The organism is Dyadobacter sp. SRI_021 (genome assembly GCF_057586235.1).
In genome coordinates this window covers 359,234-372,740 of sequence record NZ_JBYCZM010000007.1, presented here as the reverse complement: position 1 = coordinate 372,740, position 13,507 = coordinate 359,234, and the positions used below count along the sequence as shown (strand labels likewise).

General features: G+C 50.0%; 11 protein-coding genes. 6 read left to right on the top strand and 5 right to left on the bottom strand.

The window, feature by feature from the left end; translation table 11 throughout:
- Positions 1-34 precede the first annotated feature (34 nt).
- From AC2YIT_RS23055 to accC, 4 genes are read left to right on the top strand one after another with little or no spacing between them, the layout of a single operon-like run.
- On the top strand, positions 35-1,030 hold the full coding sequence (locus tag AC2YIT_RS23055) for a beta-ketoacyl-ACP synthase III (RefSeq protein ID WP_487280716.1): 996 nt from the start codon (positions 35-37) through the stop codon (positions 1,028-1,030).
- Positions 1,031-1,078: 48 nt separating this feature from the next.
- On the top strand, positions 1,079-1,645 hold the full coding sequence (gene efp, locus AC2YIT_RS23050) for an elongation factor P (RefSeq protein ID WP_106594126.1): 567 nt from the start codon (positions 1,079-1,081) through the stop codon (positions 1,643-1,645).
- Between the two features lie 4 nt (positions 1,646-1,649).
- Positions 1,650-2,132, top strand: a complete 483-nt coding sequence (gene accB, locus AC2YIT_RS23045) for an acetyl-CoA carboxylase biotin carboxyl carrier protein (RefSeq protein WP_223401628.1) — start codon at positions 1,650-1,652, stop codon at positions 2,130-2,132.
- 29 nt (positions 2,133-2,161) lie between these two features.
- On the top strand, positions 2,162-3,505 hold the full coding sequence (gene accC, locus AC2YIT_RS23040; protein WP_430844017.1) for an acetyl-CoA carboxylase biotin carboxylase subunit: 1,344 nt from the start codon (positions 2,162-2,164) through the stop codon (positions 3,503-3,505).
- A gap of 162 nt (positions 3,506-3,667) precedes the next feature.
- Here accC and AC2YIT_RS23035 read toward each other — a convergent pair whose 3' ends face one another.
- The 3 genes from AC2YIT_RS23035 to AC2YIT_RS23025 form a co-directional block, all read right to left on the bottom strand.
- A complete protein-coding gene (locus tag AC2YIT_RS23035) occupies positions 3,668-4,975 on the bottom strand; it encodes a Gfo/Idh/MocA family protein (protein ID WP_487280715.1) in 1,308 nt (435 codons plus the stop codon).
- A gap of 134 nt (positions 4,976-5,109) precedes the next feature.
- Positions 5,110-6,432, bottom strand: coding sequence for an Nramp family divalent metal transporter (locus AC2YIT_RS23030; RefSeq protein WP_487280714.1), 1,323 nt, complete (start codon positions 6,430-6,432; stop codon positions 5,110-5,112).
- A gap of 116 nt (positions 6,433-6,548) precedes the next feature.
- On the bottom strand, positions 6,549-8,009 hold the full coding sequence (locus tag AC2YIT_RS23025) for a TonB-dependent receptor (protein WP_430844011.1): 1,461 nt from the start codon (positions 8,007-8,009) through the stop codon (positions 6,549-6,551).
- A 93-nt stretch (positions 8,010-8,102) separates the two neighbouring features.
- Between AC2YIT_RS23025 and AC2YIT_RS23020 the strand changes: the two genes are divergently transcribed.
- Positions 8,103-8,522, top strand: coding sequence for a gamma-glutamylcyclotransferase family protein (locus AC2YIT_RS23020; protein ID WP_487280713.1), 420 nt, complete (start codon positions 8,103-8,105; stop codon positions 8,520-8,522).
- On the opposite strand, the gene AC2YIT_RS23015 is transcribed toward AC2YIT_RS23020, so the two are convergent.
- Complete coding sequence (locus tag AC2YIT_RS23015; RefSeq protein WP_487280712.1) at positions 8,512-9,279, bottom strand: type III pantothenate kinase; 768 nt, start codon at positions 9,277-9,279, stop codon at positions 8,512-8,514. The two genes, AC2YIT_RS23020 and AC2YIT_RS23015, sit on opposite strands and share 11 nt — an antisense overlap.
- Before the next feature lie 176 nt (positions 9,280-9,455).
- Between AC2YIT_RS23015 and lacZ the strand changes: the two genes are divergently transcribed.
- Positions 9,456-12,845, top strand: a complete 3,390-nt coding sequence (gene lacZ, locus AC2YIT_RS23010) for a beta-galactosidase, LacZ type (protein WP_487280711.1) — start codon at positions 9,456-9,458, stop codon at positions 12,843-12,845.
- A 100-nt stretch (positions 12,846-12,945) separates the two neighbouring features.
- Here the strand turns inward: lacZ and AC2YIT_RS23005 are convergent, their stop codons facing one another.
- Complete coding sequence (locus AC2YIT_RS23005; protein ID WP_487280710.1) at positions 12,946-13,506, bottom strand: YceI family protein; 561 nt, start codon at positions 13,504-13,506, stop codon at positions 12,946-12,948.
- Position 13,507 lies beyond the last annotated feature (1 nt).

Below are 13,507 nucleotides of genomic sequence, written 5' to 3'. Positions count from 1 at the left end.
CAAATCTATTCGGATTTTGAATAGTTGATTTATCATGACCCATATTAAAGCCTCTATAACAGGAATACAAGGTTATGTGCCTGATTATGTGTTGACTAATGCAGAGTTGGAAACAATGGTTGCGACAAACGACGAATGGATCGTTAGCCGCACAGGCATCAAGGAAAGGCGTATCCTGAAAGGCGAAGGTTTAGGAAGTTCACATATGGGTGCGGAGGCTGTAAAGGGTTTGCTGGCCAAAACCAATACAAGTCCCGGAGAAATCGACCTGCTCATCTGCGCTACTACCACACCTGATTTTGTTTTCCCTTGCACAGCCAACCTCATCTGCGACATGGTCGGCATCCGTAATATCGGAAGCTTCGATATCCAGGCTGCCTGCTCGGGTTTTATTTATGCATTGACGCTCGGCTCACAATTTATTGAGACCGGAAAATATAAAAAGGTCATCGTCGTAGGTGCGGATAAAATGTCCGCGATCGTCGATTACACCGACCGCAAGACCTGTATCCTCTTCGGCGATGGGGCCGGCGCGGTACTTCTCGAACCGGACACGTCCGGAAACGGCATCCTGGATTCGATCATCAAGTCTGACGGGGCGGGTTATCCTTATCTCAACCAGAAAGCCGGAGGAAGCCGCTACCCGCCTACCCACGAAACGGTGGAAAACAGGCTGCATTACGTTTATCAGGATGGTGCGCAGGTTTTCAAATTTGCGGTAACCAACATGGCCGACATCGCCGCCGATATTATGGAGCGCAACGGCCTGAACAGCGATAACGTCGCATGGCTGGTCCCTCACCAGGCCAACCGCCGGATCATCGAAGCCACCGCCAACCGCATGGGCGTAGGCATGGACAAGGTGATGATGAACATACACAAATACGGAAATACCACGGCGGCGACAATTCCGCTATGCTTGTGGGACTACGAATCACAACTTAAAAAAGGCGACAACCTGATTCTTGCCGCATTCGGCGGAGGCTTTACCTGGGGCGCTATGTACCTCAAATGGGGTATCGAAGCGTAGGCATGTGATTTTCATTAAAGCATTATCATACAATTCATTAGCATAAAAATGGCAACTACTGCAGATTTGCGTAACGGTTTGGTGATCCATTTCAACCATGATCTTTTTCAGGTGATTGAATTCCAACACGTGAAACCCGGAAAAGGCAACGCGTTCGTACGTACCAAACTGAAAAGCCTTACTAGCGGCAAAGTGCTGGACAACACGTTCTCATCAGGCGCAGGCATTACGCCCGTGCGCGTGGAGCGTCACAAATTCCAGTTCCTATATAAAGATGAAGTTGGCTACAACTTCATGAACTCCGAAACATTCGACCAGGTACTGATCGACGAAAAACTGGTGACCAACGCCGACCTGATGAAGGAAGGACAGGAAGTCGAGATCCTGATCAATACTGAAAACGATGCAGCGCTGACTTGCGAACTTCCTCCTTTCGTGGAATTGGTGGTAACTTATTCGGAGCCGGGGCTGAAAGGCGACACTGCCAACTCTCCTAAAAAGGCCATCGAAGTAGAAACCGGTGCACGCATTATGGTACCGCTTTTCATCGACGAAGGTGAAAAAATCAAAGTTGACACACGCACATACGAATACGTAGAAAGAGTTAAATCTTAATTAAATGGAAACCAGAGAAATCCAAAAACTGATTGACTTCATTGCCCAGTCGGGACTTGATGAAGTGAATATTGAAACGGCAGACCTGAAAATCAAGGTAAAACGCTTTGCCACGGCACCGGTAGTAGCCTATACTCCGGCACAAGTTGCGGCGCCTGCGCCAGCAATCGCTCCTGCGGCTCCCGCAGCAGCTGCACCGGCCGCTCCGGCCGAGCCAGCGGTTTCCAAAGAACCAGCTTCTTCGAACCTTATTACGATTAAGTCCCCGATGATCGGTACATTCTACCGCGCATCCAGCCCGGAAACACCGGCATTCGTTAACATCGGTGATGAGATCAAACCCGGAAAAGTAGTTTGCGTGATCGAAGCGATGAAATTATTCAACGAAATCGAATCCGAAGTATCAGGTAAAATCGTGAAGATCCTGGTTGAAAACGCAACTCCGGTAGAATTCGACCAGCCATTATTCCTGGTTGAACCTGCATAACCGCAGCGAACGAAAACTCACTGAATTACATGTTTAAAAAGATACTCATTGCTAACCGGGGCGAAATCGCCCTGCGTGTAATCAGGACCTGTCGTGAAATGGGCATTAAGACTGTCGCGGTATACTCGACAGCCGATCGCGACAGCCTTCACGTACGGTTTGCCGACGAGGCCGTTTGTATCGGTCCCCCTCCCAGCAGGCAATCGTACCTGAGCATCCAGAATATCATCTCGGCAGCGGAAGTAACGGGCGCGGATGCGATCCACCCGGGTTACGGATTCTTGTCTGAAAACGCCGAATTCTCGCAAATTTGCGCGGATTACGGTATTAAATTCATCGGAGCCACCGCCGCTCAGATCAATGGGATGGGCGATAAGGCTACTGCGAAAGCAACCATGATCGCAGCCGGTGTACCGGTTGTGCCCGGTTCGGAAGGTCTGCTCGAATCCGTTGAACAAGGTAAGGAACTGGCCGAAGGTATCGGTTATCCGGTCATTATCAAGGCAACTGCTGGTGGCGGTGGCCGTGGTATGCGGATCATCAACAAGCCGGAAGAGTTCGAAAAAGCGTGGAACGACGCCCGTACCGAGTCTGCGGCCGCATTCGGAAACGACGGTCTGTACCTCGAAAAATTCGTGGAAGAGCCTCGTCACATCGAAATCCAGATCATCGGTGACCAGTTCGGGAAAGTATGCCACCTTTCGGAACGCGACTGCTCGATCCAGCGTCGTCACCAGAAACTGGTAGAAGAAACGCCATCCCCTATTATCACGCCCGAATTGCGTGAGAAAATGGGTGCAGCGGCCATCAAAGGTGCTCAGGCCATCGGTTACGAAGGTGCCGGTACGATCGAGTTCCTCGTCGACAAACACGGTGATTTCTACTTCATGGAGATGAACACCCGTATCCAGGTGGAGCACCCTATCACCGAAGAAGTCACGGATTTTGACCTCATTAAGGAGCAAATCAAAGTAGCGGCAGGCGAGCCCATCTCCGGAAAGAACTACACGCCAAAGCTTTACGCGATGGAGTGCCGTATCAATGCGGAAGATCCTGCTAACGGATTCCGTCCTGCGCCGGGTAAAATCACCAACCTGCATTTCCCTGGCGGTCACGGTGTACGCATCGATAGCCACGTTTACAGCGGCTACACCATTCCGCCCAACTACGACTCGATGATCGCAAAACTGATCGTCAGCGGCCAGTCACGCGAGGAGGTGCTTACACGCATGAAGCGTGCCTTGCAAGAGTTTGTGATTGAAGGGATTAAGACCACGATTCCGTTCCATATTAAACTGATGGATGATCCTGGGTTTAAATCTGGGAATTTCACCACGAAATATTTGGAATCGTTTGATTTCTCTGTTTTATAGTCCGTTCTCTGAAGAGAACGGTAATAGATATACAAACGGCCGGCAGTTCTACTGTCGGCCGTTTTTTTGTATCATCTATCGTTAGTACCCAATAGTCTCGGGTGCTACTGAACCAAAGGGAACTTTCCAATGAACAATTATTAAATCACTCCAATGCCACGCCTACACTACCTGCGGCAATGCATAAGGCGATCGGTACTTCCTCGTTAGCAGTTTGTTAGCCTCTTCATCTCCCACAAATTTCTCCGTCTTGTTATCAAAAGTAAGGGCTCGACCGACGCGGTAAGCGATATTTCCTAAATGCGCCAGACCGGAAGACAAATGCGCTGTTTCAACGGGACCATTGAGCAAATTCGGGTCTTTGGCTATCACAGCGTCGATGAAGTTTTTATAATGGTCGCCACCCGCTTTTCGCGATGGGCCCGCCTTTTTATCTTTACCCAGGAAGGTTTCGTAATAATCATAACCCTTCACCACCATGTAACCTTCCGAACCATAGAAGATATTGCCAATACCCACCCCGCCTTCGTCGTTTGTCATCCAGGGCCGCACTTCGAATTCGATGATCTTCTTTTCTTTGGTATATATAAATGAAGAGCTGAGCACTTCCGGGGTTTCTTTTGCGTCGTTCCAGAGGAATTTGCCACCTGAGGACGTGATCTTGTCCGGGAAGCTTTCCACGCCGAGGCCCCACATACACATGTCGGTTTCGTGGATACCTTGGTTCCCTATGTCGCCGTTACCGTAGTTCCAATGCCAGTGCCAGTCGTAATGCACGTAGTTGCGGGAAAACGGCCTCATTTCGGCAGGACCGGTCCAGAGGTCGTAATTCAGGCCCGCTGGTATGGGCTCAGTACCTTTGTCACCGATGTCCGGGCGCCATTTGTAGACCAGGCCTCTTGCCATATAGACGTTGCCGATCAACCCATCGCGGAGATGTTTCACAGCTTCTTTCAATGCCTCCGAGCTGCGAAGTTGGACGCCGTGCTGCACTACTCTTTTGTATTTATGGGCTGCTTCCACCAGCTTCCGGCCTTCGTGGAGGTTATGTGAACCCGGCTTTTCAACATACACATCTTTTCCGGCCTGGCAAGCCCAGATCGCCGCCAATGCGTGCCAATGGTTCGGTGTAGCGATACTAACGGCATCGATCGTTTTGTCGTCGAAAACTTTACGGAGATCATTTTCAGTTTTGACCTTCTTCCCGGTCTTCTGCTCAAATTCCTGCGCGCGCTTCTGCAAAATGTTGTTGTCGGGGTCGCAGAGGGTAGCGACTTCTACATTGCTCAGCGCATTGAAACCGGAAATATGGCTCTGCCCGCGGCCGTTCACGCCCAGTACGGCCACGCGTACGCGATCGTTCGCCCCAAATGCGCTTGTCGGGATGATGGTCGGAATGGAAAGCGCTACCGCAACTCCCGTGGTGTTCTTGATAAAGTTTCTTCTCGATACTTCGTTTGGTTTGTCCATATGAAAGAATTTAGGATTTCGGAATGAATGCATCCTGTCTGACCGGCAATCAGTTAGACGAAAACGAGAAGTAACTCCCCTATTCGCTCACTATCAAAAAATACTACTCATTTAAAATTAAGTACTACTCTTTCCTAAATAATTTGAACAACGCCATATCCGCTTACAAACAGGATCGAGAGCACGCTTATCCAGAAAAATACGTCATACAAGGTCGATGGTTTCAATGCGGCCGGTAGGCTGCGATAACGGAACACGAGTGACACATACACGACCAGTAAAAGCAACACTGAAGTTGCGATCCCCCCGAGTATGACCATTTTTACCGGTGCCTGGAAAAAGAGGAACAAGAGGCACCAGGCTATGGGCAATATCCAGGACATAATGCCGATACTCCACTTTTGCTCGTGTTCCGAGCCAAACTTCATCCAGCCGATCTGCCCGAAGGCATCGCTCCAAACCCGCGCCCAGCTCGCCGCGGCCGTAAACAATGTAGAATAAAGCACAAAAAATGCGCCGATCAGGAATATATTCTTTGCCCACGGGCCAAGTGTTTCTGTGAAGATGCGGGAAAGGGTGTCGATCATCTGGTAACCTTCCGGCACATGGCCCCCTGTATGCAGCACAGCGGCGCCGAGGAGGTAAAACGCGGCCGTCACAATCGTATAGACCATCATCGACAACACCGCATCCAGGTACATTACCTGAAACCAGCCTTTGGCACGATCGGACCATTCTTTCGTCCCGTCGTTCGGGCCGGTGTAGGCGGCGTACCCTTTTTCGATACACCAGTAATTGTAATACATGATTTCATCGCCACCGACGCCGGTTATCCCAAATGCCCCGAATGCCGTCGCAACCAATGCGGTAGGAAGTGAAAACTGTAACCCACTTTCAAATTGAGGCCAGGTGATGGCATAGGGCGTCCATTGAAGCAAAATGACGGATATAAGAATAATGGCCGTAAAAAGAATGATCATCACGAGGGAGCTTTTCTCTACCGGACCATAGTTACCCTTATAAACCCAGAAAGACGTGATCAGCACCGAGATAATTGCCCACAAATTGACTGAAACAAGAGGAAATGCCATGTTCAGCACAATCGCAACCCCTCCGACAATACCGCCTACTTGCAGCAGTTTCAATCCCTGTAATGAAAGCCACAGCCAAATACTCCAATGCGCCTTGCCGAGCCGCAGCCCGGGCAAATTGTTGAAATTGTGCATGATGAATGTGCCGGTGTAAATGGCATTCTTGCCAAATTCCAGCTGCAATGCGACTTTGACGAGACAACTCAGGACAATTAACCAGAACATGACGAAGCCTGCTTTGGCACCTAATGCGGTGGTGGCAATTAGTTCGCCGGAGCCGACGATAGCAGCGGAAAGGATGAAACCGGGACCGAGATATTTGAGCCTGCCCACAAACGTGGTTGGCGGAGTTAGGATTTTGGACATAAGGGGGATTTTATATCCAAAAGCTAAGAATGATTATTATTTAATTGCCACGAAGGCACGAATATTCACGAAGAGCATTCGTGAATATTCGTGCCTTCGTGGCATAAAAAATGCCGCTACAAATTCCCCACAGCCTGGTGAATCTGCTTCACCGTATCCACATAGTTATTCTCACTAGGAAGCCCGAACAACGCTTTCTCCTTAATAATCTGAGCCACATTCTCCGGCACGAGCTTCTCCCACCCCGGCTCCCCGCGCTTGATCATTTCAAGTACCGAGTCGGTGGTAATGTGCATATGCTCGATATTATAGTTCTTGATATCCTCGATCTTGTCATTCACGATCAGATATTGGAACAACGGCCGCAAATGATCCGGCACGCGGAAGTTCTCGCAGCTGTAAACCGAACCGTCGGGTTGCAACGTAGGGTAAATGTATAATTTCACCTTTCGGCTGAATAGCGTCGCGAACGATTCCAGAATGCCGCCTTGCAGGAACTGGTAATGCTTTTCCTCGAAAATGTCCTGCAAGTTCGGGCTACCGAGCAGCAGGCCGGATTTCAGTTTCGTCAATCGCGACAGATAGGCCACCAACCGGTAATATTCATGGTGGTTGGAAATCATTACCATATGCCCCAGCGAGCAGAGAATGTCCACGCGGTCGAGGAAGTCCTTTTCGTCGATATCGCGGTCGCCGGCTTTCAGATTATGCAGCGTGAGCTCCGAAATGAGCACCACTTTAGATTCATCCACATCTTCCTCTGCCAAAAACTGCCGCTGACCATTGCTGATCAGGTCGATATGCACGTTCGTGATCGGGCGCAGGCGGCCGCGCATCATGAGAATGTGCTTTTTGTACAATGCTTCGGAAGGCTGCAATACGCCGCCGTCGCTGCCGAACAATGCGGCATCGGTAAAGCCGTTCTTCACGAGGCGCAGGCTCATGAGGCGGTTATCTACCTTGGCAAAATCGGGCCCGCTGAAACGCACCATATCAATCTCGATCCGGTCGGTCGTAAGATCGTCCATGAGCGACATGAGCAGAATTTCGGGTGATTTGTAATAGTAATAGCAACCGTAAATCAGGTTTACACCGATAATGCCGAGTGCCTGTTGTTGCAGAATGTTCTCATCATCGCGCATACGCACATGGATTACGACGTAGTTCGTCGGCCCCATGGGCGTGAGCTGGAATTGCAGCCCGATCCAGCCGTGTGATTCGTTCGTTTTTTGGAAATTGAGGGCTACAACGGTATTAGCAAATGCAAAGAAAGTGCTATCGACACCGCGTTTTTCCGAGAGCCGCTTTTCCACAAGGTTATATTCGCGGTTGAGCATTTTCATCAATCGGGACTCCACCACGTATCGCCCGCCCTCTTCTGTCCCGTATATCGCGTCGCTGAACGTCATGTCGTAGGCCGACATCGTTTTAGCGATGGTTCCGGATGCGCCGCCGGCTTTGAAAAAGTAAGCCGCCGTTTCCTGACCTGCCCCGATCTCCGCGAACGATCCGTAGATCCGGCGATCGAGGTTGATCCTTAGTGCTTTTTGTTTTGTACCAAGATTCTTTTCGTACATAACGGTATATTAGTATAATGAAGAAGCTTACATGTAAATATAAGAAAAATACAGTTCTGCATTTAGCGGAATTTCTGATCTTCTGGCACTAGAATGGAAAAGTTATATAATTTATTCACTTACGGCACTTTGATGCAGGGTTTTGAAAATCCCTATGCACAGAAGCTCAGGTTGTCTTCAAACTATATAGGAAAAGGATATTTCAATGGAAAACTGTTCCGCGTGGATTGGTACCCGGGCGCATTATACGAGCCTGATGCACCTACGCGCGTGCACGGGGAAATTTACCAGCTTCACTTCCCCGAGATACTGAAAGAACTGGATGAATATGAGGACATTCTGGAAGATGAGGCAGCGAGTTTGTACGTCAGGAAAGTGGTGCCTGTCAGGTGTGGCCAAGAGGTGGTCAGGGATTGTCAGGAAGTAGTGATTGATTGTTGGGTGTATTTGTACAATCAGCCGGTTTCGGACTTGCCGTTAATTGAAGATGGTTATTTCAAAACTAAGTCTTGAGACTCTCGCCGATAATGCGGAGGCCGTCCAATGTTAACTTTCTGTCAATTTCTGTAAACTCGTCGCGCAGAGTATCGATAATGGAAGATAGTCCGCCGGTAGCTACGGCAATGCATTCGCCGCCCAGCTCGGTGCGAATGCGGCCCAGCAGCGATTTGACCAACCCTTCATACCCCAGCAGAATGCCCGCCTGAATGGCCTCGACCGTGTTTTTACCAATGGCCGAAGGCGGAAGTTGCAGTGGCACTTCCGGCAGTTGCGCGGTATTGGCAAACAATGCCTTCACAGCGGTGATTAAACCCGGCAATATAGCTACGCCGAGAATTTTGCTGTCTTTGGACACAGTTGTGAATGTCAATGCAGTACCAAAATCGACGACCACGCAATTTTCTTTATAGCGTGAAGAAACCGCTACCGCATTGGCAATCAGGTCGGCTCCGATTTCGTGCGGATGGTCTATTTCGATAGATAATGCAGGGTAAATTTCCGGCCCTACCACAATCACACCTTCGCCGAATAGCGAGCGGAGCATTCTCAGTATCACGGGTGTAAGTGCAGGCACGACGCTGCTCAATACCACGGTTTCCACATCCCCGAACCACAACCCGGCTTCCAGGAAATGCAGCCGGAGTTTCGACTCGTAATGCGCCTCGTTTTCCTGCACCAGCGAGCGCATCCGCCAGATGTGCTCCCAGTTACCGGAATCATGAAGCCCGAAAACAGTATCGGTATTGCCAAGGTCGACGGCTAACAACATAAAAGAGAATTTACATGTGGAAGCAAAATAAAGGCATTCTTCAAATAAAACTTCATGCTGCCCCGGTTTTGCGTCCGTTTCTTTTTGATTATCCCTAATTTTAACCTCCAAAATAAAAGCGCGTGCTTTCACCCTTTCAAACAAAGCACCGCACGAATGTTACCACAGGAAGTGATATGCAATTTTCTATACGCCGCGGATTACCCATACTGCTTTTTCTAATACAAATTCTGAATCACACGACTCAGGCCCAGGCCATTCCTGAATGGCAGGATCCGCAGGTAATCAGCATCAATACCGAAAAGCCCCGTGCCGATTTCTTCCCCTATACCACGGAAAAAGCGGCGTTAGCCATGGACAAAAAAGGCCCGTTCGTGCAGTCGCTGAATGGCACCTGGAAATTCAAATGGGCGCAGCATCCTTCGAAAGCGCAACTTAATTTTTTCGATCCTAAAATTTCCGACGCAGGCTGGGATAATATACCGGTTCCATCCAACTGGCAGGTCGTGGGCGCGCGCGAGGGCCGTAAATACGACCGTCCGATTTTCAGCAATATCAAACACCCGTTCAAAGCCACCCCGCCGCGGATTACGGCTGATACCAATGCGGTGGGCATGTATCGCACTACATTTACGGTCGCAGATGTAAAGGATAAGCAGATATTTCTCCATTTCGGCGGCGTACAATCGGCTTGCTATGTATGGCTGAATGGCGTCGCCATCGGTTACCATGAGGATGGCATGACGCCATTCGAATTCGATGTGACGGAAGATGTGAAAGTCGGAGTAAACAATCTGGCCGTCGAAGTGATCAACTGGTCAGACGGCAGTTATTTGGAGGATCAGGACTACTGGCGGCTCTCAGGCATTTTCCGCGATGTAAACCTGCTGCTTTTACCTAAAGTGGTATTAACCGATTACTCAGTCAGGACGATTCTGGACGCCAATCATGAAAATGCAACGCTGAAATTGAGCGCCTATGTCAAGAACTTCGGACAGCAGTCCATTCACGCGCATCAGGTGCTTTTTACATTATATGATGCTTCCAAAAACGTCGTTACCACGCCGGTGAGCCAGATGATCGGCACGCTCGAAATGGGCAAAGAGGGGGCAGTACGTGCCGAAATGCCGGTTCCTAACCCCGCCAAATGGAGCGCCGAAATGCCGAACCTGTACACGTTGACGGTCCAGCTCATGAATTCCGACGGTAAGGTCCTCGAAGCGACTAGCCAGCGCGTGGGATTCAGGGATGTGAAGATTAAAGGCGGCCAGCTATTGGTAAATGGCAAGGCGATAACGATTAAGGGGGTCAACCGCCACGAATTCGACCCGGAAACCGGCCGCGTGATCAGCCGTGAGTCGATGATCAAAGACATTACCTTAATGAAGCAGCACAATATCAATGCTGTGCGAACTTCGCATTACCCCAATAACTCCGAATGGTACGACCTCTGCGACCAATACGGCCTGTACGTGATGGACGAGGCGAATATCGAAAGCCATGAGCTATGGAGCAAAAACATGATCCTGGCCGATAACCCGCAATGGCGCGCGGCGTTTCTGGCGAGAGGCAATGCAATGGTCGAAAGGGACAAGAACCACCCGTCGGTGATTATCTGGTCGCTGGGGAATGAGTCCGGAATGGGGCAGAATTTCCTGGATATGGGCGACTTCATCAAACTCGCCGACCCTACCCGGCCAATTCATTATGAGGGAAGAAAGGATTACAAACCGACGACACTCAGCAATTTCGATATTGTTTCAGTCATGTACCCTTCCACGCAGGACATGATCGAGTTGGTCAAAAAGGACAAAACCCGCCCGCTCATCGTATGCGAATACGCGCACGGGATGGGCAACAGCATCGGTAACCTGAAAGAATATTGGGACCTGATCGAAAAATACCCAACCATGCAGGGCGGCTTCATCTGGGATTGGGTCGACCAGGGTCTAAAACTGAAACGTGCTGATGGCACCGAATACTGGGATTATTTCAACTACATCGACGGCGCCAATGCCGGCGACGGCCTCGTGAACCCTGATCGTACGCCCCAGCCCGAGCTGAATGAGGTGAAGAAAGTATATCAATATGTGAAGTTTGAAACGCCGGACACGCTGAAAGCTGGTGTAAAGACTATCATTTTGCACAATGCCTACGATTTTCAATCGCTGCACGGTTATGAACTAGTATGGTCGCTGACGGAAAATGGGAAGCCTGTGGGCAAAGGTGGAAGCATTGCCAACCTGAATGCATTGGCACACCAGAAACAGCAGATCACCATTCCTTACGAACTCCAGGCTTCGACAAAACCCAATGCCGAGTATTTTCTAAACCTTAGTTTAAGATTAAAAGAAGCGACACTCTGGGCTCCGAAAGGCCACGAAGTCGCCTGGCATCAGGTACCCGTGGTGAAACCAGCTGCCCCGCGCCCGAACCTCAGCCTGTATGGCGAGCGCCCCCTCCGCATTGCGCAGATTACCGCCGCCCGCGTACAGATTTCGGGACAGGATTTCACCGTGGTTTTCGACAAAAACGAAGGCCGGATGATTTCTTTTAAAAACAAACGGGAAGAAATGCTCGAAAGCGGTCCGTATGCCAATTTCTGGCGCGTACCAACCGATAATGACGAAGGCGGCGGTGCGAAAAGCTACGCTGCCCAATGGCGTAACTTCGGCCTCGATACATTGGAGCGCATTTCTTCAGAGATGAAAACCCAGCGATTGACCGCCCAAATCTACAAGGTGACGCTCAGCCAGACATTGAAACAGCCCAAAGGTGAAATGGATATGCAATCGGTATACATGGTTTATGCCTCGGGCGACATTCATATACAAAACACATTTACACCGCGAGGCGAATGGCCGCCGCTGGCCAAAGTGGGAATGCAACTGAGAATGCCCGCTACATTTACCAAAACCCAATGGTATGGCAACGGCCCCCACGAGACTTATGCCGACCGCAAAACGAGTGGAAAAACAGGCATTTACGCCGGTACAGTAGCTGAACAGCATTTCCCGTACATTACTCCGCAGGAAAATGGAAATAAGACCGGCGTTCGCTGGGCTGCGGTGACCAATGCCGAAGGAGCCGGATTGCTGGTGCTGAGCGATACCGCATTCAATTTCAACGTCCATGATTATACGGACAAAGACCTGCTCGCCGCCAAACGCCGGGCAGCGATACTGAGCCGCGGCATTTCGACGGTAGTAAACATAGACCTCGCGCAAATGGGATTGGGCGGTGACGATAGCTGGTCCCCACGCGTCCACGAGGCATATCTGCTGCCCGCAAAACCGTATTCCTACTCATTCAGACTGAGACCGATCGAAAGCACTTCAAATATCGAGCAGATCGCAGCGGTGCGCTTACCTTACGTGGATCAAAAGGAGACCAGCGAGACCGTATCCATAACCGAAACGGCTGTTCCCACCGAAGAAGCTGTAAGCGAAGACGAGGAAGAAGAAGCCGTAGCGGCCCCGGTTCGCAAGACGACCGTCAAAAAAGCGCCTGTGCGAAAAAAGGTAGTACGCAAAAGAAAACCTGCCCGCCGGCGTCGCCGGAGATAATGAAAAAGACTTGGCAAGTTCAAGAAAGGCTTACCAAGTCTGTAACACCCCACAGTTTTAATAAAGACCCGGCGAATGCTTAAATGTTGCCGGGTCTTTATCATTTTTTAGGCGACAGTACATATTGCGCCTTCACTTTGATTACCTGCGCGATTTTGACGAAAACCACACTCGGCACTTCGATCTTGTGGTCCACCAGCGCTACTTCGAAATCGGAACTGATCGTGATCTTTCCGCCCTCGATCTTCATTTTCCCTTTGATCGTCCGCTCCCTGGTAACGCCGTGAACCGTGAATTTCCCGGTCGCCGACACATCGTAATCGCCATTTTTGGCGTAATCCGGGGCCTTATCTACCTTTCCTGAAAACGTAGCTGTCGGATATTTCTCCGATTCAATATAGTTTTCATTGAAATGCTCCTGCATCAGCTTATTGGGAAAAGAAAAGTCCCGCATGTTCATCCGGATCGCTATCTCGTTGTTGGCTGTATTCAGGATCACTTGTGACTTTTTATTCTCCGCTTCAATATTCTCCAAAGGAGTCGACGCTGAGAATTGCGTGTTACCGCCCGAAGTGGCAAACATTTGTGCAAATGCGGTCCCGGAAAGCAAAGCGGTACTGAACATGGCCAGGCAGGCCACGCGAAAAAAATGCAGTTTCATA

Excerpts from the sequence above, each read along its gene's own strand:
- AC2YIT_RS23055 (WP_487280716.1), top strand. The coding sequence starts at position 35 with ATGACCCATATTAAAGCCTCTATAACAGGAATACAAGGTTATGTGCCT.
- efp (WP_106594126.1), top strand. The coding sequence starts at position 1,079 with ATGGCAACTACTGCAGATTTGCGTAACGGTTTGGTGATCCATTTCAAC.
- accB (WP_223401628.1), top strand. The coding sequence starts at position 1,650 with ATGGAAACCAGAGAAATCCAAAAACTGATTGACTTCATTGCCCAGTCG.
- accC (WP_430844017.1), top strand. The coding sequence starts at position 2,162 with ATGTTTAAAAAGATACTCATTGCTAACCGGGGCGAAATCGCCCTGCGT.
- AC2YIT_RS23035 (WP_487280715.1), bottom strand. The coding sequence starts at position 4,975 with ATGGACAAACCAAACGAAGTATCGAGAAGAAACTTTATCAAGAACACC.
- AC2YIT_RS23030 (WP_487280714.1), bottom strand. The coding sequence starts at position 6,432 with ATGTCCAAAATCCTAACTCCGCCAACCACGTTTGTGGGCAGGCTCAAA.
- AC2YIT_RS23025 (WP_430844011.1), bottom strand. The coding sequence starts at position 8,009 with ATGTACGAAAAGAATCTTGGTACAAAACAAAAAGCACTAAGGATCAAC.
- AC2YIT_RS23020 (WP_487280713.1), top strand. The coding sequence starts at position 8,103 with ATGGAAAAGTTATATAATTTATTCACTTACGGCACTTTGATGCAGGGT.
- AC2YIT_RS23015 (WP_487280712.1), bottom strand. The coding sequence starts at position 9,279 with ATGTTGTTAGCCGTCGACCTTGGCAATACCGATACTGTTTTCGGGCTT.
- lacZ (WP_487280711.1), top strand. The coding sequence starts at position 9,456 with ATGCAATTTTCTATACGCCGCGGATTACCCATACTGCTTTTTCTAATA.
- AC2YIT_RS23005 (WP_487280710.1), bottom strand. The coding sequence starts at position 13,506 with ATGAAACTGCATTTTTTTCGCGTGGCCTGCCTGGCCATGTTCAGTACC.